Annotated in this window: 21 protein-coding genes; 15 read left to right on the top strand and 6 right to left on the bottom strand. The window is 71.7% G+C overall.

All coding sequences use genetic code 11. The features are described from left to right. Positions 1–37: 37 nt before the first annotated feature. Both ACIBAG_RS28800 and polX read left to right on the top strand, forming a co-directional pair. Entirely contained in the window at positions 38–1,273 is a 1,236-nt protein-coding gene (locus ACIBAG_RS28800) for a DegT/DnrJ/EryC1/StrS family aminotransferase (RefSeq protein WP_399108846.1), read from the top strand. A gap of 67 nt (positions 1,274–1,340) precedes the next feature. Continuing rightward, on the top strand, positions 1,341–3,077 hold the full coding sequence (polX, locus tag ACIBAG_RS28795) for a DNA polymerase/3'-5' exonuclease PolX (protein ID WP_399108844.1): 1,737 nt from the start codon (positions 1,341–1,343) through the stop codon (positions 3,075–3,077). A gap of 129 nt (positions 3,078–3,206) precedes the next feature. On the opposite strand, the gene ACIBAG_RS28790 is transcribed toward polX, so the two are convergent. Then, complete coding sequence (locus ACIBAG_RS28790) at positions 3,207–4,388, bottom strand: acyl-CoA dehydrogenase family protein (RefSeq protein ID WP_399108843.1); 1,182 nt, start codon at positions 4,386–4,388, stop codon at positions 3,207–3,209. A 299-nt stretch (positions 4,389–4,687) separates the two neighbouring features. Between ACIBAG_RS28790 and ACIBAG_RS28785 the strand changes: the two genes are divergently transcribed. From ACIBAG_RS28785 to ACIBAG_RS28750, 8 genes are all read left to right on the top strand, one after another. Beyond that, positions 4,688–5,803: a Gfo/Idh/MocA family protein gene (locus ACIBAG_RS28785; RefSeq protein ID WP_399108841.1), complete on the top strand. Its 1,116-nt coding sequence runs from the start codon at positions 4,688–4,690 to the stop codon at positions 5,801–5,803. Then, positions 5,800–6,738 (top strand): PmoA family protein, encoded by a 939-nt coding sequence (locus tag ACIBAG_RS28780; RefSeq protein ID WP_399108839.1) that lies wholly within the window; start codon positions 5,800–5,802, stop codon positions 6,736–6,738. The genes ACIBAG_RS28785 and ACIBAG_RS28780 overlap by 4 nt, the downstream gene beginning before the upstream one ends. Next, positions 6,732–7,484, top strand: coding sequence for a cupin (locus tag ACIBAG_RS28775; RefSeq protein WP_399108837.1), 753 nt, complete (start codon positions 6,732–6,734; stop codon positions 7,482–7,484). Before ACIBAG_RS28780 ends, ACIBAG_RS28775 begins: the two co-directional genes overlap by 7 nt. 93 nt (positions 7,485–7,577) lie before the next feature. After that, the gene (locus tag ACIBAG_RS28770) at positions 7,578–8,861 is read left to right on the top strand and encodes an ABC transporter substrate-binding protein (RefSeq protein ID WP_399108835.1); all 1,284 of its coding nucleotides are present in this window, start codon (positions 7,578–7,580) and stop codon (positions 8,859–8,861) included. Further along, complete coding sequence (locus ACIBAG_RS28765) at positions 8,858–9,796, top strand: carbohydrate ABC transporter permease (RefSeq protein WP_399108833.1); 939 nt, start codon at positions 8,858–8,860, stop codon at positions 9,794–9,796. Before ACIBAG_RS28770 ends, ACIBAG_RS28765 begins: the two co-directional genes overlap by 4 nt. Then, complete coding sequence (locus ACIBAG_RS28760) at positions 9,793–10,653, top strand: carbohydrate ABC transporter permease (protein ID WP_399108831.1); 861 nt, start codon at positions 9,793–9,795, stop codon at positions 10,651–10,653. The genes ACIBAG_RS28765 and ACIBAG_RS28760 overlap by 4 nt, the downstream gene beginning before the upstream one ends. Positions 10,654–10,658: 5 nt before the next feature. Next, positions 10,659–11,237 (top strand): hypothetical protein, encoded by a 579-nt coding sequence (locus ACIBAG_RS28755; RefSeq protein ID WP_399108829.1) that lies wholly within the window; start codon positions 10,659–10,661, stop codon positions 11,235–11,237. A gap of 105 nt (positions 11,238–11,342) precedes the next feature. Then, complete coding sequence (locus tag ACIBAG_RS28750; RefSeq protein ID WP_399108827.1) at positions 11,343–11,795, top strand: phospholipase; 453 nt, start codon at positions 11,343–11,345, stop codon at positions 11,793–11,795. Positions 11,796–11,875: 80 nt separating this feature from the next. On the opposite strand, the gene ACIBAG_RS28745 is transcribed toward ACIBAG_RS28750, so the two are convergent. Both ACIBAG_RS28745 and ACIBAG_RS28740 read right to left on the bottom strand, forming a co-directional pair. Then, on the bottom strand, positions 11,876–14,137 hold the full coding sequence (locus ACIBAG_RS28745) for a heavy metal translocating P-type ATPase (protein WP_399108825.1): 2,262 nt from the start codon (positions 14,135–14,137) through the stop codon (positions 11,876–11,878). A 67-nt stretch (positions 14,138–14,204) separates the two neighbouring features. Next, on the bottom strand, positions 14,205–14,420 hold the full coding sequence (locus ACIBAG_RS28740) for a heavy-metal-associated domain-containing protein (protein WP_399108823.1): 216 nt from the start codon (positions 14,418–14,420) through the stop codon (positions 14,205–14,207). 188 nt (positions 14,421–14,608) lie between these two features. Between ACIBAG_RS28740 and ACIBAG_RS28735 the strand changes: the two genes are divergently transcribed. After that, the gene (locus ACIBAG_RS28735; protein ID WP_399108821.1) at positions 14,609–15,589 is read left to right on the top strand and encodes a hypothetical protein; all 981 of its coding nucleotides are present in this window, start codon (positions 14,609–14,611) and stop codon (positions 15,587–15,589) included. 6 nt (positions 15,590–15,595) lie between these two features. Here the strand turns inward: ACIBAG_RS28735 and ACIBAG_RS28730 are convergent, their stop codons facing one another. Genes ACIBAG_RS28730 through ACIBAG_RS28720 form a run of 3 tightly spaced genes read right to left on the bottom strand, consistent with a single transcriptional unit; the run spans position 15,596 to position 19,342 of the window. Beyond that, positions 15,596–16,672, bottom strand: a complete 1,077-nt coding sequence (locus tag ACIBAG_RS28730; RefSeq protein ID WP_399108819.1) for a FecCD family ABC transporter permease — start codon at positions 16,670–16,672, stop codon at positions 15,596–15,598. Beyond that, the gene (locus tag ACIBAG_RS28725; RefSeq protein WP_399108816.1) at positions 16,669–17,724 is read right to left on the bottom strand and encodes a FecCD family ABC transporter permease; all 1,056 of its coding nucleotides are present in this window, start codon (positions 17,722–17,724) and stop codon (positions 16,669–16,671) included. Before ACIBAG_RS28725 ends, ACIBAG_RS28730 begins: the two co-directional genes overlap by 4 nt. Next, a complete protein-coding gene (locus ACIBAG_RS28720) occupies positions 17,714–19,342 on the bottom strand; it encodes a (2,3-dihydroxybenzoyl)adenylate synthase (protein WP_399108814.1) in 1,629 nt (542 codons plus the stop codon). Before ACIBAG_RS28720 ends, ACIBAG_RS28725 begins: the two co-directional genes overlap by 11 nt. A gap of 149 nt (positions 19,343–19,491) precedes the next feature. Here ACIBAG_RS28720 and ACIBAG_RS28715 point away from each other — a divergent pair, with 149 nt between their 5' ends. Genes ACIBAG_RS28715 through panD form a run of 4 tightly spaced genes read left to right on the top strand, consistent with a single transcriptional unit; the run spans position 19,492 to position 23,460 of the window. Then, positions 19,492–20,805 (top strand): salicylate synthase, encoded by a 1,314-nt coding sequence (locus tag ACIBAG_RS28715; RefSeq protein WP_399108812.1) that lies wholly within the window; start codon positions 19,492–19,494, stop codon positions 20,803–20,805. 8 nt (positions 20,806–20,813) lie between these two features. Continuing rightward, the gene (gene entS, locus ACIBAG_RS28710; protein ID WP_399108810.1) at positions 20,814–22,109 is read left to right on the top strand and encodes an enterobactin transporter EntS; all 1,296 of its coding nucleotides are present in this window, start codon (positions 20,814–20,816) and stop codon (positions 22,107–22,109) included. A gap of 29 nt (positions 22,110–22,138) precedes the next feature. Continuing rightward, positions 22,139–22,975, top strand: coding sequence for an alpha/beta fold hydrolase (locus ACIBAG_RS28705; protein ID WP_399108808.1), 837 nt, complete (start codon positions 22,139–22,141; stop codon positions 22,973–22,975). A 29-nt stretch (positions 22,976–23,004) separates the two neighbouring features. Further along, on the top strand, positions 23,005–23,460 hold the full coding sequence (gene panD / locus ACIBAG_RS28700; protein ID WP_399108806.1) for an aspartate 1-decarboxylase: 456 nt from the start codon (positions 23,005–23,007) through the stop codon (positions 23,458–23,460). Positions 23,461–23,463: the final 3 nt, after the last annotated feature.

Below are 23,463 nucleotides of genomic sequence, written 5' to 3'. Positions count from 1 at the left end.
CGGCCCTTCTTCATACCCTTCCACAGAAGAGGTGACCATGCCGTACGGATCGCGGCTCGCCGCGATGATGACACGGCGCATCGGACGCGAATGCGTCTACACGCCCTCGGCCCGACTGGCCCTGTATCTGGCACTGCGGCGCTGGTGCCGGCCCGGCGCCCGGGTGCTGATGTCGCCGGTGAACGACGACGTGATCCTCTTCGTCGTCCTCGCGGCCGGACTGCGCCCCGTCCAAGCCCCCGTGTCCCCGTGGGACGGCAACATCGACCCGGCCGCCGTACCGGAGTCGACCTGGCGCGATGTGGACGCCGTCCTGACCACGAACCTGTACGGCATGCCGGACCGCGTCGTCGAACTGCGCCGCCGCTGCGACCAGTTGGGGATCCCCCTGATCGAGGACGCGGCCCACGCCATCGGCACCCATGTGGACGGGCAGCCGATCGGGACCTTCGGGACGGCGGCCGCGTTCAGCCTGTCCAAGCACGTGGCGGCGATGGCCGGCGGGTTCCTCGTCGTCGAGGACGCCCGCACCCGGCGCGAGCTGGAGCTGCTCCGTGACGACCTGCTGACCCCACGGCGCCTGCGCGACGACCTGACCAGCACCCTGCGCCCGCTGGCCCGGTCCGCCGTACGCACGCTCCACCTGGTGCGTCCGGTGTGGCGCACCATGCAGCGCCTGAAGCTGCTGGAGCGCGACGACTTCCGTATGGCCCTGCACGCGCCCCGCCTCGCCGGCAGCGCACGCCAGGCACCGAGCCTGACCGCGTACGAACCCTGGGTACGGGTCGACCTGCACGGCTTCCGCTCCCGTCACGGCGCCGTGGTGCGCGGGCAGTTGGAGCTGCGGCTGGCCCTCCTGGACGGCGACCTCGCCCGGCGCCGGGCCGGTGTCTCACTGCTGTCGGGCACCACCTGGGCCACCCCGGCCCTGCGCGACCGGGCGGGTGAGGGCCCACCGTCCCTGTTCCGGGTACCGCTGCTGGTCCACGACCGCGACGCCCTCCTCGAACGCCTGGTGAACCACGGAGTGGTCGCGGGCTACGTCTACGACCCGCCGCTCGACGACTACGCGGGCGCCGAGTTCGTCGAACCGTCCCCCGACCCCTCCGCCGCCCGCTGGTTCGCCGCCCACACCCTGCCGGCCGACCCCCTCCTGGGCCGCAGGATCGCGGCCGCCCTGACGAAGGAACGGGCGGCCCCCGCACACCCGCCCGTCCCGGCCACGCCCGTGTTCGACACCACGACCACACCCCCCACGCCCCTGGGCCAGTAGCAGCCGGATCCGGGTGCCCGGCGGCGTCGCCCGCGCCGCCCGGCCCCGCCTTGCCTACCCTGGAGACGTGGCCCGCCCCAACGACGAGGTCGCCGCGCTGCTCCAGGAGTACGCGGACCTGATCTCGATCACCGGAGGAGACGCGTTCAGGGCGCGTACCTACGAGAAGGCCGCCCGGTCGGTCGGCGGCTATTACGCCGACGTGTCCACACTCGACGTCAAGGGGCTCCAGGAGATCCCCAACGTCGGCAAGTCGACCGCCCAGAAGATCATCGAGTACTTCACCACCGGCCAGGTGTCCGCCATCGAGGAACTGCGCGCCAAGATCCCCGCCGGTGTCCGGCAGCTGACGGCGATCCCCACGCTCGGCCCTAAGAAGGCCCTGGTCATCTACCAGGAGCTGGGCATCTCCACGACCGAGGAACTCGCCGACGCCATCCACGAGGAGCGGCTGCGCGACCTGAAGGGCTTCGGGCCCAAGACGGAGGAGAACATCCTGCACGGCATCGGCCTGCTGCAGTCCTCCGGCGACCGGGTCCTGATCGACATCGCGATGAGCCTCGCCGAGGACATCGTCGCCGAGATGTCGCAGGTCACCGGCTGCGAGCGCTGCTCCTACGCCGGGTCGCTGCGCCGCGTGCGCGAGACGATCGGCGACATCGACATCCTCGTCGCCGCGGGCAAGCCGCAGCCGCTGATGCGGGCCTTCACCGAGCTGCCGCACGTCTGCGAGGTCATCGCGCACGGCGACAAGAAGACGTCGGTCCGCACCAGCAAGGGCCTCCAGGTCGACCTGCGCGTCGTCCCGCCCGACTCCTGGGGCGCCGCGATGCAGTACTTCACCGGATCGAAGGCCCACAACATCCGCACCCGGGAGATCGCCGTCCACAAGAAGCTCAAGCTCTCCGAGTACGGGCTCTTCGACACCGAGACCGGCGAGAAGATCGTCTCCGAGACCGAGGAGGACGTGTACGCCCGCCTCGGCCTGCCCTGGATCCCGCCCACCCTGCGCGAGGACCGGGGCGAGATCGAGGCCGGGCTGCGCGGCGAGCTGCCCGAGCTGGTCCAGGAGAAGGACATCCGGGGCGACCTGCACACCCACACCGACCTCACCGACGGGCTCGCCCCGCTGGAGGAGATGGTCGCCGCGGCCGCCGAGCGCGGCTACGCCTACTACGCCGTCACCGACCACGGCCCCGACATGGCCATGCAGCGCATGACCGACGAACGCATCCTGGCCCAGCGCGAACGGGTCCGAGAACTCGACGGGCAGTACGGCGCTCGCGGCAAAAGGGCGGGCATGCGGGTGCTGCACGGCGCGGAGCTGAACATCGGCCCCGACGGCGACGTGGACTGGCCGCCGGAGTTCCTGGCCGGCTTCGACCTGTGCGTGGCCTCGGTGCACTCGCACTTCAACCAGGGGCGCGAGACGCTGACCCGGCGAATCGTGCGGGCCTGCGAGAACCCGCACGTCAACATCATCGGCCACCCCACGACCCGCCTCCTCGGCAAGCGCCCCGCCATCGACGTGGACCTCGACGCGGTCTTCGCCGCCTGCGCGCGCACCGGAACCGCGATGGAGATCAACTCCCACCCCGACCGGCTCGACCTGCGCGACGAGGACATCCTGCGGGCCCGGCGGCACGGCGTGAAGTTCGCCGTCGACAGCGACGCCCACGCCGTCATCCATCTCGCCAACCTGCGCTACGGCGTGGGCACGGCACAGCGCGGCTGGCTCACCAAGGACGACGTGATCAACACGTGGCCGCTGACCCGGCTGCGGCGCTTCCTGAAGAAGGCCTAGCTTCCTGAAGAAGGCCTGGCTTCCTGAAGAAGGCCTGGCTTCCTGAAGAAGGCCTGGCTTCCTGAAGAAGGCCTCGCTTTCTGAAGAACGACCCGCTTTCTGAAGAAGGACTCGCTTTCTGAAGAAGGACTAGATGAACGGCGTGCCCGCGTCGAGCCCGCACAGGACCCGGCCGTAGATCTCCAGATTCGTGGCCGGGTTCACGAACGAGTGAAGACTCAGCGCGTGCAGATCGCGCACGGCCCGCTGCATCGGCACCTCCCGGTGCAGGGACGACGCCCCGGACGCGGAGCCGAGCAGATCGACGGCCTCCTTGCACAACCGTGCCACATAGCCGCTCTGCGCCCGGATCCCGGCCCGCTCCTGCAGGGTGTACGGCTCGCCCGACTCGGCGCGTGACTCGATCAGGGCGACGAACTCCGTGGTCATCAGCTCGGCGCAGGAGATCTTCAGGGCTGCCTCGGCCGTCTGGAGGTGGGTGACCGTCGCCTCGTTCTGCCGCTGGTGGAAGGTGTACGTGATGCCCCTGCGGTGGCTGCGCTCGGTGAACTCCGCCAGTGCCGAGCGGGCCAGACCGAGCGCGTTCGGTGCCGTCCACGCGCAGAACATCAGCAGGACGGGCATCCGGTAGAACGGGTCCTCGGCGTTCGTCTTCGACGGGAACTCGCCCGCCAGCAGCGGCCCGACCGGCAGTGTGCGGTGCGCGGGGACGAGGACGTCCCGTGCGACGACGCTGTCGCTGCCGGTGCCCGCCAGCCCCGACACGTACCAGTCGTCGAGGATCTCGAGCTCGGCCATCGGCACGGCGGTCCACAGCAGCTCGGGCGGCCCGTCGCCGGACCCGGACTCGACCCGGACCGTCAGCAGGTGCCAGTCGGCGTCGTGGCAGCCCGTGGCGAAGGCCGAGGTGCCGTTGACGAGGTAGCCGCCGTCGGTCCGGACCGCCGTCGCGTCCGGGACGAGGGTGCCGCCGACCCGCACGTCCGGGCTCGTGAAGATCTCGTCCTGCGCCTCGTCGGGGAAGAGCGCCGCGATGTAGGAGCAGCCGGCCTGGATCACCGTCTTGAACGCGGTGGAGCCGCACGCCGCGGCGATCTCGGCCACCGCGTCCACCTGCGTGCGCACCCGGCTCTGGTAGCCGCCGTACCGCCGGGGGACGTTCATCCGGTGGATCCCGGCGTCCGACAGCGCGGCGGCGACCTCGGGAGCCACCCGGCGCTCCTGTTCGGTCCGCGGCGCGTGCTCGCGGATCAGCGGCCGCAGGGACCGTACGCGCTCGACCAGATCGGCATCGGTACCGGCTGCCGCCATGGGTGACCTCCCGGGCACGACGAGCCACCACCGTGACGCGGTTCGCGAACCCTGTCAACGACCCCTTGGTGAGCGTGAGTTGAAGTGCGCCACAGTCCTGGGCCGCCCGTGATCTTCGTCCGTTTGAGCGGTGGCCGAGAAGGGGAGCGTGCGGGAGGTGGGCCGAAGCCGCACGGGTCAGGCTTTGCCCATGTCGCCGCAGAGGGGTTGTCCTGACATTAGGTCCCTGCCTAGGGTCGCCCTCGAAGTGCAAGCGCTTTCTGAAGCGGGCTGTCCGCCGGCTGTCCGAGGAGAACCGCATGTCCCCAAGTCCCGCCCGCCGCCGCGTCGCCGTGATCGGCACCGGCGCCATCGTCAGCGGCAGCCATCTCCCCGCGTTGAGACACCACGCGGACCGGGTGGAGCTGGTGGCCGCCGTCGATGTGGACCAGGCCCGGCTGGACGCCTTCCGGCAGCTCGCGGGCGAGGAGGTCGCCGGGTACACGTCGACGGACGCCATGCTGGACGCCGTACGCCCCGACCTTGTGCTGATCGGCACGCCGCCGTCCCTGCACCGGGAGCAGACGGTCGCCGCGCTCAAGGCGGGTGCCTGGGTGCTGTGCGAGAAGCCGCTGTGCCTGTCGCTCGCCGAGTACGACGACATCGCGGCGGCCGAGGAGGCGTCGGGGGCCTACGCCTCGGTCGTCTTCCAGCACCGCTACGGCTCCGGCGCCGTGCATGCCCGTGAGCTGATCGCGAGCGGTGAGCTGGGCGCCCCGCTGGTCGCGCACTGCCAGACGACCTGGCACCGCGACGCCGCGTACTACGCGGTGCCGTGGCGCGGGAAGTGGGCCAGCGAAGGCGGCGGGCCCACCATGGGGCACGGCATCCACCAGTTCGACCTGCTGCTGCATCTGCTCGGCCCCTGGGCGGAGATCCGGGCCATGGCCGCCCGCCTGGTCCACGACACCGAGAGCGAGGACGTCTCGACGGCTCTGGTGCGTTTCCAGAACGGCGCGCTGGCCACCGTCGTCAACAGCGTGCTGTCCCCGCACGAGGTCAGCCGCATCCGCGTCGACTGCGCCGACGCGACCGTCGAACTCACCCACCTGTACGGCCACCGCAACGATGACTGGGTCTACACCCCGGCCCCGCACGTCCCCTCCGAGCGCGCCACCGCCTGGCGCACCCTCGCCGCGGACCTGCCGAGCTCCCACACGGCGCAGCTGGGCACCCTCCTCGACGCCTACGACCACGGTGTCCGCCCGCCCGGCAGCGGCCCGGACGCCCGGGCCACCCTCGACTTCGCCGCCGCCCTCTACAAGGCCGCGTTCACGGGACGCCCGGTCCACGCGGGCGAGATCAAGCCCGGCGACCCGTTCTACCCGGCCATGCACGGCGACCACCCCCACTGGGCCCCCAAGGAGCGCGCATGAGCATCCGCGTCACCCACGCGCACGGCGACCACATCGCGGTCACGGCCGCGAACGGCACCGAGATCCTCCGCTACGTCTACCGCCCCGACCCGGAGGCCTTCGAGTCCCGCAAGCCCTACGCCCACCCCGTGCGCACCCTCGCCGGCCACACCGTGACCGGGTACCGGCCCAGCGACCACCGCTGGCACAAGGGCCTGCAGATGACGGCCAGCCATCTGTCCGGCCAGAACTTCTGGGGCGGCAACTGCTATGTGCACGGCGAGGGTTACCTCCCGCTGCCCGAGCGCGTCGGCTCGATGCGGCACGACGGCTTCGGCGAGTTCACCGTCGAGGACGACCGGCTCGCCTTCACCGAGGAGCTCACCTGGGTGGAGAACGGCGGTGAGGAGTGGGCGCGTGAGGTGCGCGGGCTGACCGTCCACTCGGTGGACGAGGCGGCCGGCGCCTGGGCCCTGGACTGGTCGATCCGGCTGACCAACACCCGTGCCGAGCCCCTGGCCTTCGGCTCGCCCACCACGGCGGGCCGCGAGATGGCCGGCTACACCGGGCTCCAGTGGCGCGGGCCCCGGGACTTCACCGGGGGCACCGCCTTCGGACCCGACCTCGACGGGGGAGCGGGCGCGGACGCGGGCAAGCTGATGGGCACCCAGGGCCCGTGGCTCGCCTACACCACCGAGCACGACGACATCGACGGCCACTCCACGCTCGTCTTCGCGCACGCCCCCGAGAACCTCGACGATCAGGCCGCGATCCACGAGTCGCACTGGTTCGTGCGCTCCGAGCCGATCCCGACCGTGGCGTTCTCCTGGGCGTTCTTCGAGGAGTTCGAGCTGCCGCCCGGGGAGTCCTTCGCGTACCGCTACCGGGTCGTGTTCGCCGACGGGGCCTGGGACCGCGAGCGGGTGGCCTCCCACCTGGAGGGAATGCCGTGGTGAAGCCGAACCTGCCCCACCCGCTGCCCGGCGCGGTCGGCCTGTCCCATCTCAGCGCCTACGACTGGGAGGCCGCCGACGGCGTGTGCGGCGGCAGCCCGCATCTGCACCTGGTGTGCACGGAGGCGTACGTCGTCACCGGCGGCCGGGGCGCGGTGCAGACGCTGAGCCCCGACGGCTACCGGGACATCCCGCTGGAGCCGGGCTCGGTCGCCTGGTTCACGCCCGGCACCGTGCACCGGATGGTCCAGGGCGGTGATCTGCGCATCACCGTACTGATGCAGAACAGCGGGCTGCCGGAGGCAGGGGACGCCGTCTTCACCTTCCCGCCCGAGGTGCTCGCGGATCCGGAGCGGTACACGGCCGCCGCGGCGCTCCCGCCGGGCACCGGCCCGCAGACCGCGGCCGCCGCACGCCGCCGCAGGGACCTCGCCGTCGAGGGCTACCTCGTCCTGCGCGAGGCGCTCGTCGCCGGGGACAACGGCCCCTACGCCGAGTTCCAGCGCGCCGCCGCGCGGCTCGTGCGGGCCAAGGTGCCGAACTGGCGGGAGCTGTGGCGGGCCGGTGCGCTTGCCACGGCCGAGCGTACCGGCGCCCAGCTCGACGCGCTGGAGGCGGGCGAGCCGGCCTACCTCGCCGACGCGACCGCGCACGAGACCGCGCCCACCCGGCTCGCCGGGTTCGGGATGTGCGGCCGGCGGGACGAGTACAACCTGCCCGGTACGACGCTGCCGTACGGCGGCGAGTAACAGCGCTGTAGTACCCGAGGGGCGCTCGGGGGCGCTCAGGGGGCCGGAGGGGGGGGCAACGGAAAGTCCGAGGAGAGGAGAGGTGACCTCGGCATGCCCGGACACAGGACGAAGGGGTTCTGCGCGTCGGCCGCCGCACTCGTGCTCTGCGCGGTGCTGGCGGGCTGCTCAGGATCCGGGGAGTCGGTCGGCGGCGGCAAGGTCGTGCTGCGCTACACGTGGTGGGGCAACCCCGACCGCGCGGAACGCACCGAGCAGGCCGTCGCCCTGTTCGAGAAACAGCATCCGAACATCCAGGTGCAGACGTCGTTCTCGGCCTACGAGGCCTACAAACAGAAGCTCGCCACCCAGGCCGCGGGCGGCGACGCCCCCGATGTGATGCAGCTCGACTACCGCCAGATCGACCAGTACGCCTCCGGCGGCGTCCTGCTCGACCTCGGGAAGCAGACGGCCGCACTGCGTACGAGTGAGATCGACCCGGGCCTCCTCGCCACCGGCCGGCTCGACGGAACGCAGTACGCGATACCCCAGGGGCGCGGCACCGAGACCGTCGCGTACGACGTCAAGGCGTGGCAGGAGTCGGGCGTCCCGCTCCCGGGCGGGAGCTGGACCTGGAGCGAGTGGGCCGACGCCATGCGGGCCCTGGCGAAGAGGACCGGCAAGCCGGGCGCCACCGACCCCGGCCAGAGCGAGGACTGTTTCGAGGTCTGGCTGCGCGGTCAGGGCAAGTCCCTCTACACCAAGGACGGGGGCCTCGGCTTCACCGCCGACGACCTCACCCGCTGGTGGACCTTCACCGACGGGCTCCGGCGTGAGGGCGTCGTCTCACCCGCGGAGCAGACCACCCAGCTCGACGGCTCCGTCGAGAACACCCCGCTCGGGCGCGGCGAGGCCACGGCCGACGCCAACTGGGACGCCCCGGCCAGCGGTTACCTCGCCCTCATACCCAGGGGCGTAGCACTGGCGCCGATGCCGTCCGGTGAGGACGGCACCCCCGGCCAGTACTTCAAGCCGTCGATGTTCCTGGGCGTCGGGGCCAACACCGGTCACCCGAAGGAGGCGGCCCAGCTCGTCGACTTCCTCATCAACGACGAGCAGGCCGCGAAGATCCTCGGCGCCACCCGGGGCATCCCCGTCAACGAGTCCGTACGCGAGGAGATCGAGCCGCAGCTCAAGGACTTCGACAAGACGATCGCCGCCTACCAGTCCTCCCTGGAGGGCACCCTCAAGGACCCGCCGCAGGCTCCGCCCTCGGGCGACAACGCCCTGCAGACCACCTTCCAGCGTGACTACGACCAGGTGTCGTACGAGCGCATGTCGCCCCGCGAGGCGGCCGAGAACTACGTCACCGAGGCGAAGGCGGAGCTGCGGTCATGACCACCACCACGATCCCCACCGGGGCGAAGCCCGCCACCGCAGGCACCCCGAAACGCCGCCCGAGGCGCGAACGCCAGGGCCCGGCCTGGGTGTTCCTCTCTCCCTGGGTGCTCGGCGCGGTGGTCCTCACCCTGCTGCCGATGGCCGTGTCGCTGTACCTGTCCTTCACCGACTACGACCTGTTCAACCCGCCGCGCTGGGTGGGCCTGCGCAACTACGTCCAGATGTTCACCGAGGACCCCCGCTACTGGCGGTCGGTGGTGACCACCCTGACGTACGTCGTCATCGCTGTGCCGCTGCAACTCGCCCTCGCCCTCGCCGTCGCACTCGCCCTGAAGGGCATGAAACGCGGCAAGGGCTTCTACCGCTCCGCCTTCTACGCCCCCTCGCTGCTCGGCGCGTCCATGTCCATCGCCCTCGTCTGGCGCGCGATCTTCAACGACGGCGGCACGGTGGACAACCTGTTCGGCACCGGCGGCTGGGTCAACGAGCCGGGCTGGGCGCTGCTCGCCGTGGCCCTGCTGACGGTGTGGCAGTTCGGCGCGCCGATGGTCATCTTCCTCGCCGGACTCCAGCAGATCCCGGGCGAGTTGTACGAGGCGGCGGCCGTGGACGGCGCCGGGAAGTGGCGGCAGTTCCGGTCCATCACGGTGCCCATGCTCTCCCCGGTCCTGTTCTTCAACCTCGTCCTCCAGACCATCCAGGCCTTCCAGGTCTTCACGCCCGCCTTCGCCCTCAGCGCCGGCAAGGGCGGCCCAGCCGACTCGACCCTCGTCTACACCCTCTACCTCTACGACCGCGGCTTCGTCGCCTCCCACATGGGCTACGCCTCCGCCATGGCCTGGGTACTGCTGATCGTGATCGGCGCCGTCACGGCGGTGCTGTTCCGCACCTCGCGCTCCTGGGTCTTCTACGCCTCCGAGGGGGACCGATGACCGCAACCGCCGCTACCCGCAAGCCGGTTCGCCGGGGACGGATCGCCCTGCACCTCGGCTGCCTGGCCGCGCTGCTGGTGATGCTCTACCCGCTGGCCTGGCTGCTGGCCACCTCGCTCAAGCCGGCCGACGAGGTCATCGCGAGCCTCGACCTGCTGCCGAGCCGTCTGGAGTGGTCGAACTACTCCACGGCCCTGGACGGCGTCAACGACGTCTCCGTCTGGCGGCTGCTGAGCAACTCGCTGCTGATCGCGGGCGGCGCGGTCCTCGGCAACGTGATCAGCTGCTCGCTCGCGGCCTACGCGTTCGCGCGCCTGCGCTTCCGTTTCCGGGGGCCGCTGTTCGCGTTCATGATCGCGACGATCATGCTGCCGCACCACGCGGTGCTGATCCCGCAGTACATCATCTTCAACCAGCTGGGCCTGGTGAACACCTACTGGCCGCTGATCCTGCCGAAGTTCCTCGCCACGGAGGCCTTCTTCGTGTTCCTCATCGTGCAGTTCATGCGCGGCCTGCCGCGCGAGCTGGAGGAGGCGGCCCGCATCGACGGCTGCGGCCCGTTCCGCAGCTTCTTCAAGGTCGTCCTGCCCCTCACCCGTCCCGCCCTGATCACCACGGCGATCTTCACCTTCATCTGGACCTGGAACGACTTCTTCACCCAGCTCATCTACCTCTTCGACCCGGACAAGTTCACCCTCACGCTGGCCCTGCGGTCGTTCGTGGACGCCTCGAGCACCTCGGCGTTCGGCCCGATGTTCGCGATGTCCGTGATCGCGCTGCTGCCGATCGTGCTGTTCTTCCTCGCCTTCCAGCGCCTGCTGGTGGAGGGCATGGCCAGTTCCGGGCTGAAGGGGTGAGCGTCATGCGCGACGAGGTGTTCGGGCCCCGGACGACCCTGTTCGCCGACGTGCTGAGCGTCGGTCTGGCCACGGCCCTGGTGTCTGTTCCCCTGGTGACGGTTCCGGCCGCGCTCTCGACCGCGTGCGCGGTGTTGCGGGGCGCGGGGGAGGGGCGACCCGCCACCGCCGGGCGGTACTTCGCGACGCTACGGCGGCGGCTGCGGGCCGGGGACCTGGCGGCGGGCGCGGCCGCCCTGGCCGGCGCGCTGCTGTTCGCCGCCGACCTGGCGCTGGCTCGTGCCGGGCTGCCCGGGGCGCCGCTGTTCGCGGTGGTGACCGCCGGGATCGGTGCGGTCGCCCTGGTGGTGGGCCTCCGAGCCTGCGCACGCCCCGAGGCGCTCACCGACTGGACGGCCGCCCTGCGTGCGGCAGCGCGGGACGCCGTACGGGATGTCTGGGGCAGCGCACTGGTGCTGCTCGCGGTGGCGACCGCGGCCCTGTGCGCCTGGATGCTGCTGCCGCTGGCCTTCCTCGTCCCCGGACCGTTGGCACTGGCGCTGACCGCTGTTCATCTCCGACTGTCTGTCATATCCGAGAATTAAGCGCTCATTTGCATGCATGCGGTGTGAGGCGGCGTGGGGAATGCCGATCATCTTGACATGAACCTGCGACCCGAAGGACGGATCGCAGCCTCATGGAGGTGTGGAATGCACCGCAGAATCTCCACCGGTCTTGCCGCCTCAGCCCTCTCCCTCGCGACCGTCTTCGCCGGCGCCTCGACCGCGACCGCCGCTCCCGCCGACAAGCCCCAGGTCCTGGCCGGTTGGACCCAGACCAGCGCGTCCAGCTACAACGCCTGGGTCGCCGCCCGCGCCAACCAGTCCGCCTGGTCCGCGTACGCGTTCGACTGGTCCACGGACTACTGCTCCTCCTCGCCCGACAACCCGTTCGGCTTCCCCTTCGCCACGTCCTGCGCCCGGCACGACTTCGGGTACCGCAACTACAAGGCGATCGGCGCCTTCGACGCCAACAAGTCGCGCCTGGACAGCGCCTTCTACGAGGACCTCAAGCGGGTGTGCGCCGGCTACAGCGGTGCGACGAAGAGCGCCTGCGACAGCACCGCGTGGACGTACTACCAGGCCGTGAAGGCCTTCGGCTGAGACACCCGGAACGGCTGAGACTGCGCGGGACGTGAGAGGGGGCGCCGCGGTTGCGGCGCCCCCTCTGCTGCGGTGCGGGATCAGCCGGCGGCCCGGAACGAGCGCAGCCGCAGCGAGTTGCCGACCACGAAGACCGAGGAGAAGGCCATGGCCGCCCCGGCGATCATCGGGTTGAGCAGTCCGGCCGCGGCGAGCGGCAGGGCGGCGACGTTGTAGGCGAAGGCCCAGAACAGGTTGGACCGGATGGTGCCGAGGGTCCTGCGCGCGAGCCGGATAGCGTCGGCCGCGACGCGCAGATCCCCGCGCACCAGGGTGAGGTCGCCGGCCTCGATCGCGGCGTCCGTGCCGGTGCCCATCGCCAGACCCAGGTCGGCCTGGGCGAGGGCCGCCGCGTCGTTGACGCCGTCGCCGACCATCGCGACCGAACGGCCCTCGCCCTGCAGGCGCTTGACGACATCCGCCTTGTCCTGCGGCAGCACCTCGGCGATGACGTCCTCGGCCGCGATACCGACCTCACGGGCGACGGCCAGGGCGACGGCCTCGTTGTCGCCGGTGAGCAGGATCGGGGTGAGGCCGAGGGCGCGCAGGCGCCGGATCGCCTCGGGGCTGGTGTCCTTCACCGCGTCGGCGACCTCCAGGATCGCCCGCGTCTCGCCGTCCCAGGCGACCGCGATGGCGGTACGACCGGACGCCTCGGCCTCGGACTTGGCCCGCCGCAGGTCCTCCGGCAGCTCCATGGCCCAGTCGGAGAGCAGCCGCTCCCGGCCCACGAGCACCGCGTGCCCGTCCACGATGCCCTGCACCCCGAGACCGGGCACGTTCGCGAAGTCCTCGGGTGTGGGCAGCGAGCCCAGCTTTTCCCGCGCCCCGTCGGCCACGGCGCGGGCGATCGGGTGCTCGGACGCGTGCTCCAACGCGCCCGCGAGCCGCAGGACTTCGGCCTCGTCGGTGTTGTCGGCCGTATGCACGGCCAGCAGGGTCATCCGGCCGGTGGTCACGGTGCCCGTCTTGTCGAGGACGATCGTGTCCACCTTGCGCGTGGACTCCAGCACCTCCGGCCCCTTGATCAGGATGCCGAGCTGCGCGCCCCGCCCGGTGCCCACCATCAGCGCGGTCGGTGTGGCCAGCCCCAGGGCGCAGGGGCAGGCGATGATCAGGACGGCGACCCCGGCCGTGAAGGCGGCGGCCGGTCCGGCGCCGTTGCCGAGCCAGAAGCCGAGGGTGCCGAGCGCGAGGGCGATGACGATCGGCACGAAGACGGCGGAGATCCGGTCCGCCAGCCGCTGTGCGGCGGCCTTCCCGTTCTGCGCGTCCTCCACCAGCCTGGCCATCCGGGCGAGTTGGGTGTCGGCGCCCACCCGGGTGGCCTCGACGACCAGGCGGCCGCCCGCGTTGATCGTGGCACCGGTGACCGGGTCGCCCTCGGCGACCTCGACCGGCACGGACTCCCCGGTGAGCATCGAGGCGTCCACCGCCGACGAGCCCTCGACGACCGTGCCGTCGGTGGCGATCTTCTCGCCGGGACGTACGAGGAAGCGGTCGCCGACCTTCAACTCGGACACCGGGACGGTCTGTTCGGCCCCGCCCGCACGCAGGACCGTCACGTCCTTGGCGCCCAGTTCCAGCAGCGCCTTCAGCGCCGCGCCCGCCTTGCGCTTGGAGCGGGCCTCGAAGTAGCGGCCGGCCAGGATGAAGGCGGTGACTCCGGCTGCCGCCTCCAGGTATATGTTCCCGGCGCCGTCGCCGCGGGCGATGGTCAGCTCGAAGGGGTGCGTCATGCCCGGCTCGCCCGCGGTGCCGAGGAACAGTGCCCACAGCGACCACAGGAACGCGGCCGACGTACCGACCGAGATCAGCGTGTCCATGGTGGCCGCGCCGTGCCGCAGGTTGGTGAACGCCGCCTTGTGGAAGGGCCATGCGGCATACGTCACGACGGGCGCCGCCAGGGTCAGGGACAGCCACTGCCAGTACTCGAACTGCAGGGCCGGGACCATGGCCATCGCGATGACGGGCACGGCAAGGGTCACGGCCGTGATCAAACGCTCCCGCAGCGGCCGTAGTTCGTCGTGGTCGTGTTCGTCGGCGCTCCCGGTCGCGTCGGGCACGGGCGGCGCGGGCTCCTGTGCCGTGTACCCGGTCGCCTCGACCGTGGCGATCAGATCCTGGACGGAGACGTCACCGCCGTAGCTGACCTTCGCCTTCTCGGTGGCGTAGTTGACGGTGGCGGTCACCCCGTCCATGCGGTTCAGCTTCTTCTCGATGCGCGCCGCGCACGAGGCACAGGTCATTCCGCCGATGGCGAGCTCTACCTCGGTGGTGGGGTCGGACGCGGTGGTGGTCATCGCTGCTCCTGGTGCGGGGTGGGGTCCGGAGCCCGGTGCGGCCGGGCCCGGACGGTTCGGGTGCGGGTCAGGCCGCGCGGCCGGTCAGCTCGTAGCCGGCCTCGTCGACGACCTCGGCGATCAGGGCGTCGTCGGGCTCGGTGGCGCTGGTGACGGTGACCTGGCCGGTCGCGAGATCGACGCCGACCTCGGTGACGCCGTCCAGCTCGCCGATGACCTTGGTGAGGGTGGCCTTGCAGTGGGCGCAGCTCATACCGGAGACGGCGTAGGTGGTGGTGGACATGGGCTCCTCCTGGAATCGGGGGTGCGGTCCCCCGTGGTACGGGGTGGGGGTATCCTTGCCGATGTCCATGTATACCCCTGGGGGGTAGTCGACGCAAGCGGGGAGCCGGGTTGACTTTATACCCCCCAGGGGTATGGTGAAGTGCATCGAAGGAACCCACCGAGGCAACCGACCCGCAGGAGACCGCCATGCATGCCGGACTGAGGATCACCGCGTTCGCCGCCGCCCTGGCCGCGACTTTCGGCACCGCCTACGGCGTGGGCCAGGGCCTCGACCCCGTGGTCGAGGACTCGGCGCCCGCCCGCCACGAGGGCCACGGCGAAGCCTCGCCGACACCGGGAGGAGGCGGCGCTCGGGAGGCGACGCCGGGCGGGCTCCAGATCTCCGAGGGCGGTTACACCCTGGACCTGAAGACCCCGAGCGTCACCGCGGGGAAGCGCTCCGAGCTGAGCTTCGTCATCCGCGACAGCGCCGGCCGCGCCGTCACCGCGTTCCAGCGCGAGCACGAGAAGGAACTGCACCTCATCGTGGCCTCACGCGATCTGGTCACCTACCGCCATCTGCACCCCACCCGCGCCGCCGACGGCACCTGGAGCATCCCCGTCGAGCTGCCCCGCGCGGGCGGTTACCGCGTGTTCGCCGACTTCACCCCGGCGCGGAAGGGCGCCGAGAACCTCGTCCTCGGCGCGGACCTGGCGGCGTCCGGCCCCTACCAGCCGCAGCAACTGCCCGCGTCGGACACCACCGTGAAGATCCACGGCTACGAGGTCCGCCTGGACGGCGCCCTCAGCCCGGGCAAGGAGAGCGAACTCAAGCTGAAGGTCTCCCGGAACGGTCAGCCCGTCACGAACCTCCAGCCCTACCTCGGCGCCTACGGCCACCTGGTCGCCCTGCGCTCCGGCGACCTCGCCTACCTCCACGTCCACCCGGGCGGGGAGCCCGGCGACGGCACGACCGAGCCCGGTCCGGAGATCTCGTTCGCTGCGACGGCGCCGAGCGGCGGCGCGTACCGGCTGTTCCTCGACTTCAAGCACGAGGGAGAGGTGCACACCGCGGCGTTCACGGTCCGGGCGGGCGCCGCGGCGCCCACCACTGACGCGTCTCCCGCGGACGGGCCCGCCGCTGAGGCGCCCGCGCAGGAGGACGGGACCGGCGGGCACGGGCACTGAGAGGGCTCACATCCGCCCTGCCCGCCGCTGCCGGCGCAGCAGCAGCCCCAGGTACACCCCGCCGACGACCGCGGTCACCACGCCGACCGGCAGTTGGGCCGTCTCGTGGATGCGCTGGGACGCGAAGTCCGCCGTCACCACGAGGAAGGCGCCGGTGCAGGTGGCGGCCAGAACGTTGGGGCCGGGGGCCCGGGTGAGCCGGCGGGCCAGTTGCGGGGCGATGAGGGCCACGAAGGGGATGGGGCCGGCCGCGGCGGTGGCCACCGCGCAGGCCGCCGTGGCCAGCACCAGCAGGACGAGGCGGGTGCGCTGGACGGGTACGCCGAGTCCGCCCGCGACGTCGTCGCCCATCTCCAGGATCTTCAGCCCGCTCGCGATGAGCGCCACCAGGGGCAGCACCACGAGCAGGCCGAGCGCGGCCGGGCGGACATCCGCCCAACTCCGGCCGTTGAGGCTGCCGTTGAGCCACACCATCGCCTGTGCCGCCTGGGTGAACCGGGCCTTGGCCAGGAGATAGGCGTTCACCCCCTGCAGCAGGGCGCTCACCCCGATGCCGACCAGCACCAGCCGGTAGCCGTGGATGCCCTGCCGCCACGCCAGCAGGTACACGAGGACCGCGGTCGCCAGACCACCGCCCACCGCGCCCATCGCGATCTGCCCGCCGGTACCGCCGATGAGCAGGACGACCAGCAGGCCCCCGGTGGCCGAGCCGTAGGTGAAGCCCACGATGTCGGGGCTGCCCAGCGGATTGCGGGTCAGGCTCTGGAAGAGGGCACCGCTCAGGCCGAGCGCCGCGCCGACCAGGATGCCGGTCAGCAGGCGGGGCAGCCGGAGGTCGTTGATCACGAAGTCGGTGCGCGGGCTGCCGTTGCCGAGCAGTGTGCGCACCACGTCCGCCGGGGAGATGGTGTACTCGCCGGTCCCGAGAGCGAGGACCCCGACCCCGGCGGTGGCGGCGAGCACCAGCACGCACACCGTCACCGTGCGCACGTCCACCCGCAGGGAGAAACGGTGCGAGCGGCTCCGTACGACGTGCGAACGGGTGCGGGGACCGGCGGTACGGGCCGGTGCCGGGGCCGTCATCCGGTCACCGCCCTGCGGTAACGGACCAGGGCGATGAACACCGGGGCGCCGACCACCGCGGTGACCACGCCCGCGTCCAGTTCGTCGGGGCGTACGACGACCCGGCCGAGGACGTCCGCGAAGAGCAGCAGGGCCGGTGCCAGCAGCAGGGACAGCGGCAGCGTCCAGCGCTGGTCGGCGCCGACGATCATGCGGGCGATGTGCGGGACGGCGAGGCCGACGAAGACCAGCGGCCCGACGGCCGAGGTCGCCGCGCCGCACAGCAGCGTCATGGCCGCGAGGCCGAGGAACCGCGTCCGGTCCACGTGCGCGCCGAGCGCCCGGGCGCCGTCGTCGCCCAGCGCGAGCGCGTTCAGCGGCCGTACCAGCGCCAGGGCGAGCACCAGCCCCACCGCGACGAACGGCGTGATCGTCGTCAGGGTCTCGCTGCCGGCCCGGGCGAGCGAACCCACGCTCCAGAACCGCAGTTGGTCCAGCGCCTGGGCGTCGAGCAGCATCAGCGTCTGGCTGATGCCGGTGAACACGGCGGCGATCACCGCGCCGCCGAGGGCGAGCCGTTCCGGAGTGGCGCCGCCGCGCCCGCCCGAGGCCAGCGAGTACACCAGCAGGCCGGCGACGACCGCGCCCAGCATGGCGAACCACACCGCCGCCCACAGGCTCGTGATGCCCAGAGCCGTGATGGACAGCACCACTCCGGTGGCGGCGCCCGCGTTGATGCCGAGCAGCCCCGGATCGGCCAGCGGGTTGCGGGTGAGCGCCTGGATGAGCGCGCCCGCGACGCCCAGCGCGGCACCGGCCGCCATGCCCGCCAGGGTGCGCGGCACGCGGACGTCCCAGATCACCGAGGCCGCGGTCGATCCGTCGTCGTGGAGCAGCGCGTCGACCACGACGGCCGGTGGCAGCGCGCGCGAGCCGATCGCGAGGCTGAGCATCGCGGCGACGGCCAGCAGGAGCAGGGCGCCGGCCACGGCGAGGGTGCGGGTGGAGGTCCGGCGCCTGCGGGGCTGCTTCTCCGTCTGTACCAGTGGGGCCGCCTCGGCCTCAGTCGCCACCAATGCCCTCCGCGCGCAGGCGTTCGGCGATCAGCCGGCCGAGCGCCTTCTTGTCGATCTTGCCTACCGAGGTCCGGGGGAAGGCCTCGACGACCTCCACCCGGTCGGGGAGCTTATACGCGGCGACCCCTCGCTCGGTGAGAAACACGGCCAACTCCCGTTGTCCTGGCGCCTGTCCGCGCGGTACGAGGTAGGCGCAGGTGCGCTCGCCCATCGTCTCGTCGGGCATGCCGACCACCGCCGCGTCATGCACGCCCGGGTGGGCGAGGATGTGGTTCTCCAGCTCCTCGGCGGAGATCTTGTCGCCGCCCCGGTTGATCTGGTCCTTGGCGCGGCCCTCGACGACGAGATGCCCGGAGGGCAGGATCCGCACCAGGTCGCCGGTGCGGTAGTAGCCGTCGGTGGTGAAGGCGCGGGTGTTGTGCTCGGGGGCGCGGTAGTAGCCGCGCAGGGTGTAGGGGCCGCGGGTGAGCAGCTCGCCGCTCTCGCCGGGCGGTACATCGCGGTCGTCCTCGTCGACGACGCGGACTTCGTCGGCGGGGGACATCGGGCGGCCCTGGGTGCCGACCACCAGCTCGGGCGGATCGTCGAGCCGGGTGTAGTTGAGCAGGCCCTCGGCCATGCCGAACACCTGCTGGAGCGTGCAGCCGAGGGCCGGTTCGACCCGGGCGGCGGGCTCGGCGCCCAGCTTGGAGCCCCCGACCTGGAGCAGGCCCAGCGAGGAGAGGTCGGCCTCCTCCCACTCCACCGCGTCCAGCCACAGCAGCGCGATCGGCGGGACCACGGCGGTGGCGGTGACCCTCTCCCGCTCGATCAGCGCGAACGCGTCCTCGGGGCTCGGCGTGGGGGAGAGTACGACGGTGCCGCCCGCCATGAGCGTGCCGAGCAGGCCGGGGCAGGCCAGCGCGAAGTTGTGCGCGGTCGGCAGCACGACCAGATAGACGGTGTCGGCGTCGAAGCCGCAGACCTCGGCGCTGGCGCGGACGTTGTACGTGTAGTCGTCGTGGGTGCGCGGGATCAGCTTCGGCTTGCCGGTCGTGCCGCCGGACAGCAGCAGTACGGCCACGTCGCCGGGGTCGGCCTCGGGCAGCGGTACCGGGTCGGCGTCGACGTCCGCGAGCGCGGTGAACTCGGCGGCGTCGCCCGCCACCAGTACATGCTCGATGCCGGGCACGGCCTTGCGCGCTGCCCGGGCGAGCGCGCGGTGGTCGAAGCCGTCGTGCAGATCGGGAATGGCGTACGCCGTGGCGCCGGACACCTCGGCGACGTGCACGATCTCGCTCTCACGGTGTGCGGGCAGGGTCAGCACCGGGATCGCGCCCGCCCTCAGCAGCGCGAAGAAGAGCACCACGAAGGCGTCGGTGTTGGGCAGTTGGACCACGACGCGGTCGCCGTCGCCGATGCCGATCCGCCACAGACCCGCGGCCGTGCGGTCGGCGCGCAGGTCGAGTTCGGCGTACGTCCAGCGGTTTCCGTCGGCGTCGACGAGCGCGGTCCGCCCCGGCGTCCGCTCGGCGCTCGCCCTCAGCAGCCGGTCCAGCGGCCGCCCTTCCCAGTAGCCCTGTGCCCGGTACTTCTCGGCCAACAGGTCCGGCCAGGGCACCCAACCGTCGAGCATGCTCAACTCCCGCCTGTTGTTTAGGAAAGGCTTGCCTAATGAAGCAACGCGGTCAAGCCTGGATGTGTGATCTGGACGGCGCCGCACCGCGGGGGCTAGGGTCTGTAGCGAATTAGGTTAGGTTAACCTAAGTCCAGGGAGGTAGGTCCTTGCTGCGTTATCGGAGCGCGGAGACGGAACTGCCGGGAGACCCCGTCCAGTTGGCGGCAGGGCTGGCGGAGTCGGGCTTGTTCGACCAGTACGTGATCTACGAACAAAGCGGCGACGTCTGGTTCGCCGGAGGGGCACTCGGCGAGATCCTGGTCCGCCGCTCCGAGATCCGCCGCCGATGGCTCCGCGAGGAGACCGTGACCGCGCTCGGGCCCCACCCACTGCGCCAAGTCCACGCGGAACTGGGCCGGATGGCCGTCGAGGGCTGGAACGCCTACGGCTGGATGGCCTTCGAGTTCTCCCATCTGCACGCCGGCCGCCCCGACCGCGCGGGTGACGACGACCTGCTCCATCTGCTCGTGCCCCACAGCGAAGTGAGGCTCGGTCAAGACGGAGCTCTGATCCGCAGCGCCGACGACGAGACGCTGGACGCGCTGACCCGGTTACTCGGCCGCGCCGACGCGCATCCCGCCGCCGTTCCCCGCCCCATCGACGTCTCGGACGCCGAGGGCCGCTACCCGGACATGGTGGCCAGGGCCATCGAGGAGATACAGACCTCCGGCCTGCAGAAGGTCATCCTGTCCCGGTCCGTCGACGTGCCCTTCCCGGTCGACTTCGTCGCCACCTACGTCCACGGCCGCTCGCACAACACCCCAGCCCGCTCCTTCCTGCTGAACCTCGGCGGGCGCCGGGTGGCCGGATTCAGCCCCGAGACCGTCGCCGAGGTCAGCGCCGACGGCGAGGTCGTCACCCAGCCGCTCGCCGGCACCCGCGCCCACGGCTTCGGCGAGCGGGAGGACGAGCGGCTGCGCGCCGAACTCCTCGCCGATCCCAAGGAGATCTCCGAACACGTGCTCTCGGTCAAACTCGCCGAGGAGGAGATGGCCACCGTCTGCCGTCCGGGCACGGTCTCGGTGCGCGACCTGCTCAGCGTCCGCCGGCGCGGCAGCGTGCAGCACCTCGGCTCCAGCGTGCACGGCCTGCTCGCCGACTCCGCCACCGCCTGGGACGCCCTGCGCGCGGTGTTCCCGGCGGTGACCGCCTCCGGCATTCCCAAGGCCCCGGCGTACGACTGCATCGCCAGGCTGGAGAAGGAGCCGCGCGGCATCTACAGCGGGGCCGTGCTGCGGGCCGGCGGCGACGGATCCCTCGACGCGGCCCTCGTGCTGCGCAGCATCTTCGAGCAGGACGGCCGCACCTGGCTGCGGGCCGGCGCCGGCATCCTGGCCGGGTCGACCCCGGCCCGGGAGTTGGAGGAGACCTGCGAGAAACTCCGCAGCGTCGCCCCCTACGTCGTCCCCGCACAGGGTTAGGAGCGCGCGTGCGACTGGGAGAAGTGGTCATCGACGTAGCGCCGTTGCGCGCCGGCCGGGACTTCAGACTGATGTTCGCCACCCAGGCGATCTCCATGGTGGGCACCCACCTCACCTCGGTGGCGGCCAGCCTGCAGATCTACACCCTGACCGGCTCGTCGGTCCAAGTGGGCCTGATGAGCCTGGTGCTGGGCCTGTCGCTGCTGGTCGGCCTGGTCACGGGCGGTCTGCTCGCCGACCGCGTCGACCGGCGGCGGGTCATGCTCGTCACCCGGGCCGTGACCGCCGTGGTGATCGCGGGGCTCGCGGTGAACGCCGCGCTGCCCGACCCGCAGGTGTGGTTCGTCTTCGTGGCGGCGGTCCTCGCGGGCGGCACCAGCGGCCTGGGCGGCCCCGCCATGATGGCCGCCACTCCTGCCCTGGTGACGCCCGGACAGCTGGCCGCGGCGGGCGCGCTGACCACCCTCACCGCCCAACTGGGCGGCATGGCCGGACCGTCGCTCGCGGGAGTGATCGCGGCCGGGCCCGGCGTCGCCTGGTGCTTCGCGATCGACGCGGCCATATACGTCGTGGGACTCGCCCTGCTCGCCCCGCTGCCGAAGCTTCCCCCCGACGGGTCGGCCGAGGCGCAGCATCCGCTGAAGGCGATGGGGGAGGGGCTGCGCTTCCTGCGCGGCAACCAGGTCGTGGCCGGCCTGCTGCTGATCGATGTGTGCGCGGTGGTGTTCGCGATGCCGTACGCGCTCTTCCCCGAACTCGGCACCGAGCACTTCGGCGGCGGCCCGTCCACCGTCGGACTGCTCTACACCGCCCCCGCGGTCGGCTCCTTCTTCGGCGCGCTGACCAGCGGCTGGACGGGCCGGGTGCACCACACGGGACGGGCGCTGATCGGCGCGGTCGCGGTGTGGGGCGCGGCGATCACCTGCTTCGGCCTCAGTCCCAACCTGGGATTCGCGCTGGTCTTCCTGGCCCTGGCCGGGCTCGGTGACACCGCCTCGGAGATCCTGCGCCGCGCCCTGCTCCAGCACTACACGCCGGACCGGCTCCAGGGCCGGGTCGGCAGCCTGTGGCTGGCCCAGGCCACCGCCGGTCCCTCCGTCGGCAACGTCGAGGCGGGACTGGTGGCCAGGGCGCTCGGGTCGTCGAGCGGGGCCGTGGTGGTGGGCGGACTGGTCTGTCTCGCGGGCGTGGGTGCCCTGGCCCTGGCCATGCCGGGACTGCGCAAGGCCACGCTCAGCCGGCCCGCGGACCCCGACGGCGACGACCGGGCGGCGCCCGCCGAAGCCTCACCGGCAGTCGACTGACACGGCCTCGGACGACAGGGCGGTAGACCATGCCGAGTGCGCGGATCAACGGAATCCGGCTCCACTACGAGGACACCGGCGAGGGCGAGCCGGTGGTCCTGGTGATGGGCCAGGGCGCCGGGGGCCGGGCCTGGCACCTCCACCAGGTGCCGGCGCTCGTCGACGCCGGGTACCGTGCCGTCACCTTCGACAACCGGGGCATTCCCCCGACCGACGAGTGCCCGGACGGCTTCACCGTCGACGACCTGGTGGCCGACACGGCGGGCCTGGCCGAGCACCTCGGCCTCGCGCCCTGCCGGTTCGTCGGCGTCTCCATGGGGGCGTACGTCGTCCAGGAGCTGATGCTGGCCCGCCCCCGACTCGTCCGGCAGGGCGTGCTGATCGCCACCCGGGGCCGTACCGACGTCCTGCGCGCCGCGATGGCCGAGGCCGAACGTGCCCTGTACGACAGCGGATCGGAGCTGCCGCCCGCCTACGCCGCCTGGATCCGCGCCCTGCGGAACCTGTCACCGGCCACCTTGGACGACGACCGGCAGATCCAGGACTGGCTGGAGCTCTTCGAGTTCTCCCCGCAGCCCCGAGGCCCCGGCGTGCGTGCGCAGTTGGACCTGGAAGTGCCGGACGGCCGGCTGGACGCCTACCGGGCCGTCGACGTGCCGTGCCTGGTCGTCGGCTTCGCGGACGACGTCATCCTCCCGCCGCAGCTGGGCCGCGAGGTCGCCGACGCCATCCCCGGCGCGGTCTACCAGGAGATCAAGGGATGCGGCCATTACGGCTACCTGGAGCGCCCGGACGAACTGAACCGGGTGCTCCTGGAGTTCTTCAGTGACCGTCCTTCCCCACCCGCCGATGTTGATTTAGGTTAGCCTCACCTAAGTAGTCTCCTCAGGGGGTCATGGTGCACCGCACCTTGCTGAACGGCAAGATCCACCGAGCCACCGTCACCCAGGCAGATCTGCACTACGTGGGATCGCTGACGATCGATCAGGACCTCATGGAGGCCGCCGACATCGTCGAAGGCGAAGCGGTCCAGGTCGTCGACATCGACAACGGCGCCCGACTCACCACCTACGCCATCACCGGCGAACGCGGCAGCGGCGTCATCGGCGTCAACGGCGCCGCCGCCCATCTCGTCCACCCCGGTCACCTGGTGATCATCATGTCCTTCGCCGCGCTCGACGAGTCCGAGCGGGCCGCCCACCGACCACGGGTCGTCCACGTCGACAAGGCCAACCGGATCGTCGCGCTCGGCGCCGACCCCGCCGAACCGGTCCCCGGTGCGGCCGACCAGTTCTCCGGCAACTTCACCCACACCGTGCCACGCGAGGCCGGCGAGCAGGAGAGGAACTGAGCC

This window comes from Streptomyces sp. NPDC051243 (genome assembly GCF_044455405.1).
Taxonomy (GTDB): domain Bacteria; phylum Actinomycetota; class Actinomycetes; order Streptomycetales; family Streptomycetaceae; genus Streptomyces.
The sequence above is the reverse complement of the archived record's forward strand: the minus strand, read 5'-3'. Positions and strand labels throughout refer to the sequence as shown.

Bases quoted from the DNA above. Each gene is read 5' to 3' on its own strand.
- panD (WP_399108806.1), top strand. From the start codon at position 23,005: ATGGTGCACCGCACCTTGCTGAACGGCAAGATCCACCGAGCCACCGTC.
- ACIBAG_RS28760 (WP_399108831.1), top strand. From the start codon at position 9,793: ATGACCGCAACCGCCGCTACCCGCAAGCCGGTTCGCCGGGGACGGATC.
- ACIBAG_RS28705 (WP_399108808.1), top strand. From the start codon at position 22,139: ATGCCGAGTGCGCGGATCAACGGAATCCGGCTCCACTACGAGGACACC.
- ACIBAG_RS28750 (WP_399108827.1), top strand. From the start codon at position 11,343: ATGCACCGCAGAATCTCCACCGGTCTTGCCGCCTCAGCCCTCTCCCTC.
- ACIBAG_RS28755 (WP_399108829.1), top strand. From the start codon at position 10,659: ATGCGCGACGAGGTGTTCGGGCCCCGGACGACCCTGTTCGCCGACGTG.
- ACIBAG_RS28735 (WP_399108821.1), top strand. From the start codon at position 14,609: ATGCATGCCGGACTGAGGATCACCGCGTTCGCCGCCGCCCTGGCCGCG.
- ACIBAG_RS28730 (WP_399108819.1), bottom strand. From the start codon at position 16,672: ATGACGGCCCCGGCACCGGCCCGTACCGCCGGTCCCCGCACCCGTTCG.
- ACIBAG_RS28770 (WP_399108835.1), top strand. From the start codon at position 7,578: ATGCCCGGACACAGGACGAAGGGGTTCTGCGCGTCGGCCGCCGCACTC.
- ACIBAG_RS28785 (WP_399108841.1), top strand. From the start codon at position 4,688: ATGTCCCCAAGTCCCGCCCGCCGCCGCGTCGCCGTGATCGGCACCGGC.
- ACIBAG_RS28780 (WP_399108839.1), top strand. From the start codon at position 5,800: ATGAGCATCCGCGTCACCCACGCGCACGGCGACCACATCGCGGTCACG.
- ACIBAG_RS28720 (WP_399108814.1), bottom strand. From the start codon at position 19,342: ATGCTCGACGGTTGGGTGCCCTGGCCGGACCTGTTGGCCGAGAAGTAC.
- ACIBAG_RS28740 (WP_399108823.1), bottom strand. From the start codon at position 14,420: ATGTCCACCACCACCTACGCCGTCTCCGGTATGAGCTGCGCCCACTGC.
- ACIBAG_RS28765 (WP_399108833.1), top strand. From the start codon at position 8,858: ATGACCACCACCACGATCCCCACCGGGGCGAAGCCCGCCACCGCAGGC.
- ACIBAG_RS28790 (WP_399108843.1), bottom strand. From the start codon at position 4,388: ATGGCGGCAGCCGGTACCGATGCCGATCTGGTCGAGCGCGTACGGTCC.
- ACIBAG_RS28745 (WP_399108825.1), bottom strand. From the start codon at position 14,137: ATGACCACCACCGCGTCCGACCCCACCACCGAGGTAGAGCTCGCCATC.
- ACIBAG_RS28800 (WP_399108846.1), top strand. From the start codon at position 38: ATGCCGTACGGATCGCGGCTCGCCGCGATGATGACACGGCGCATCGGA.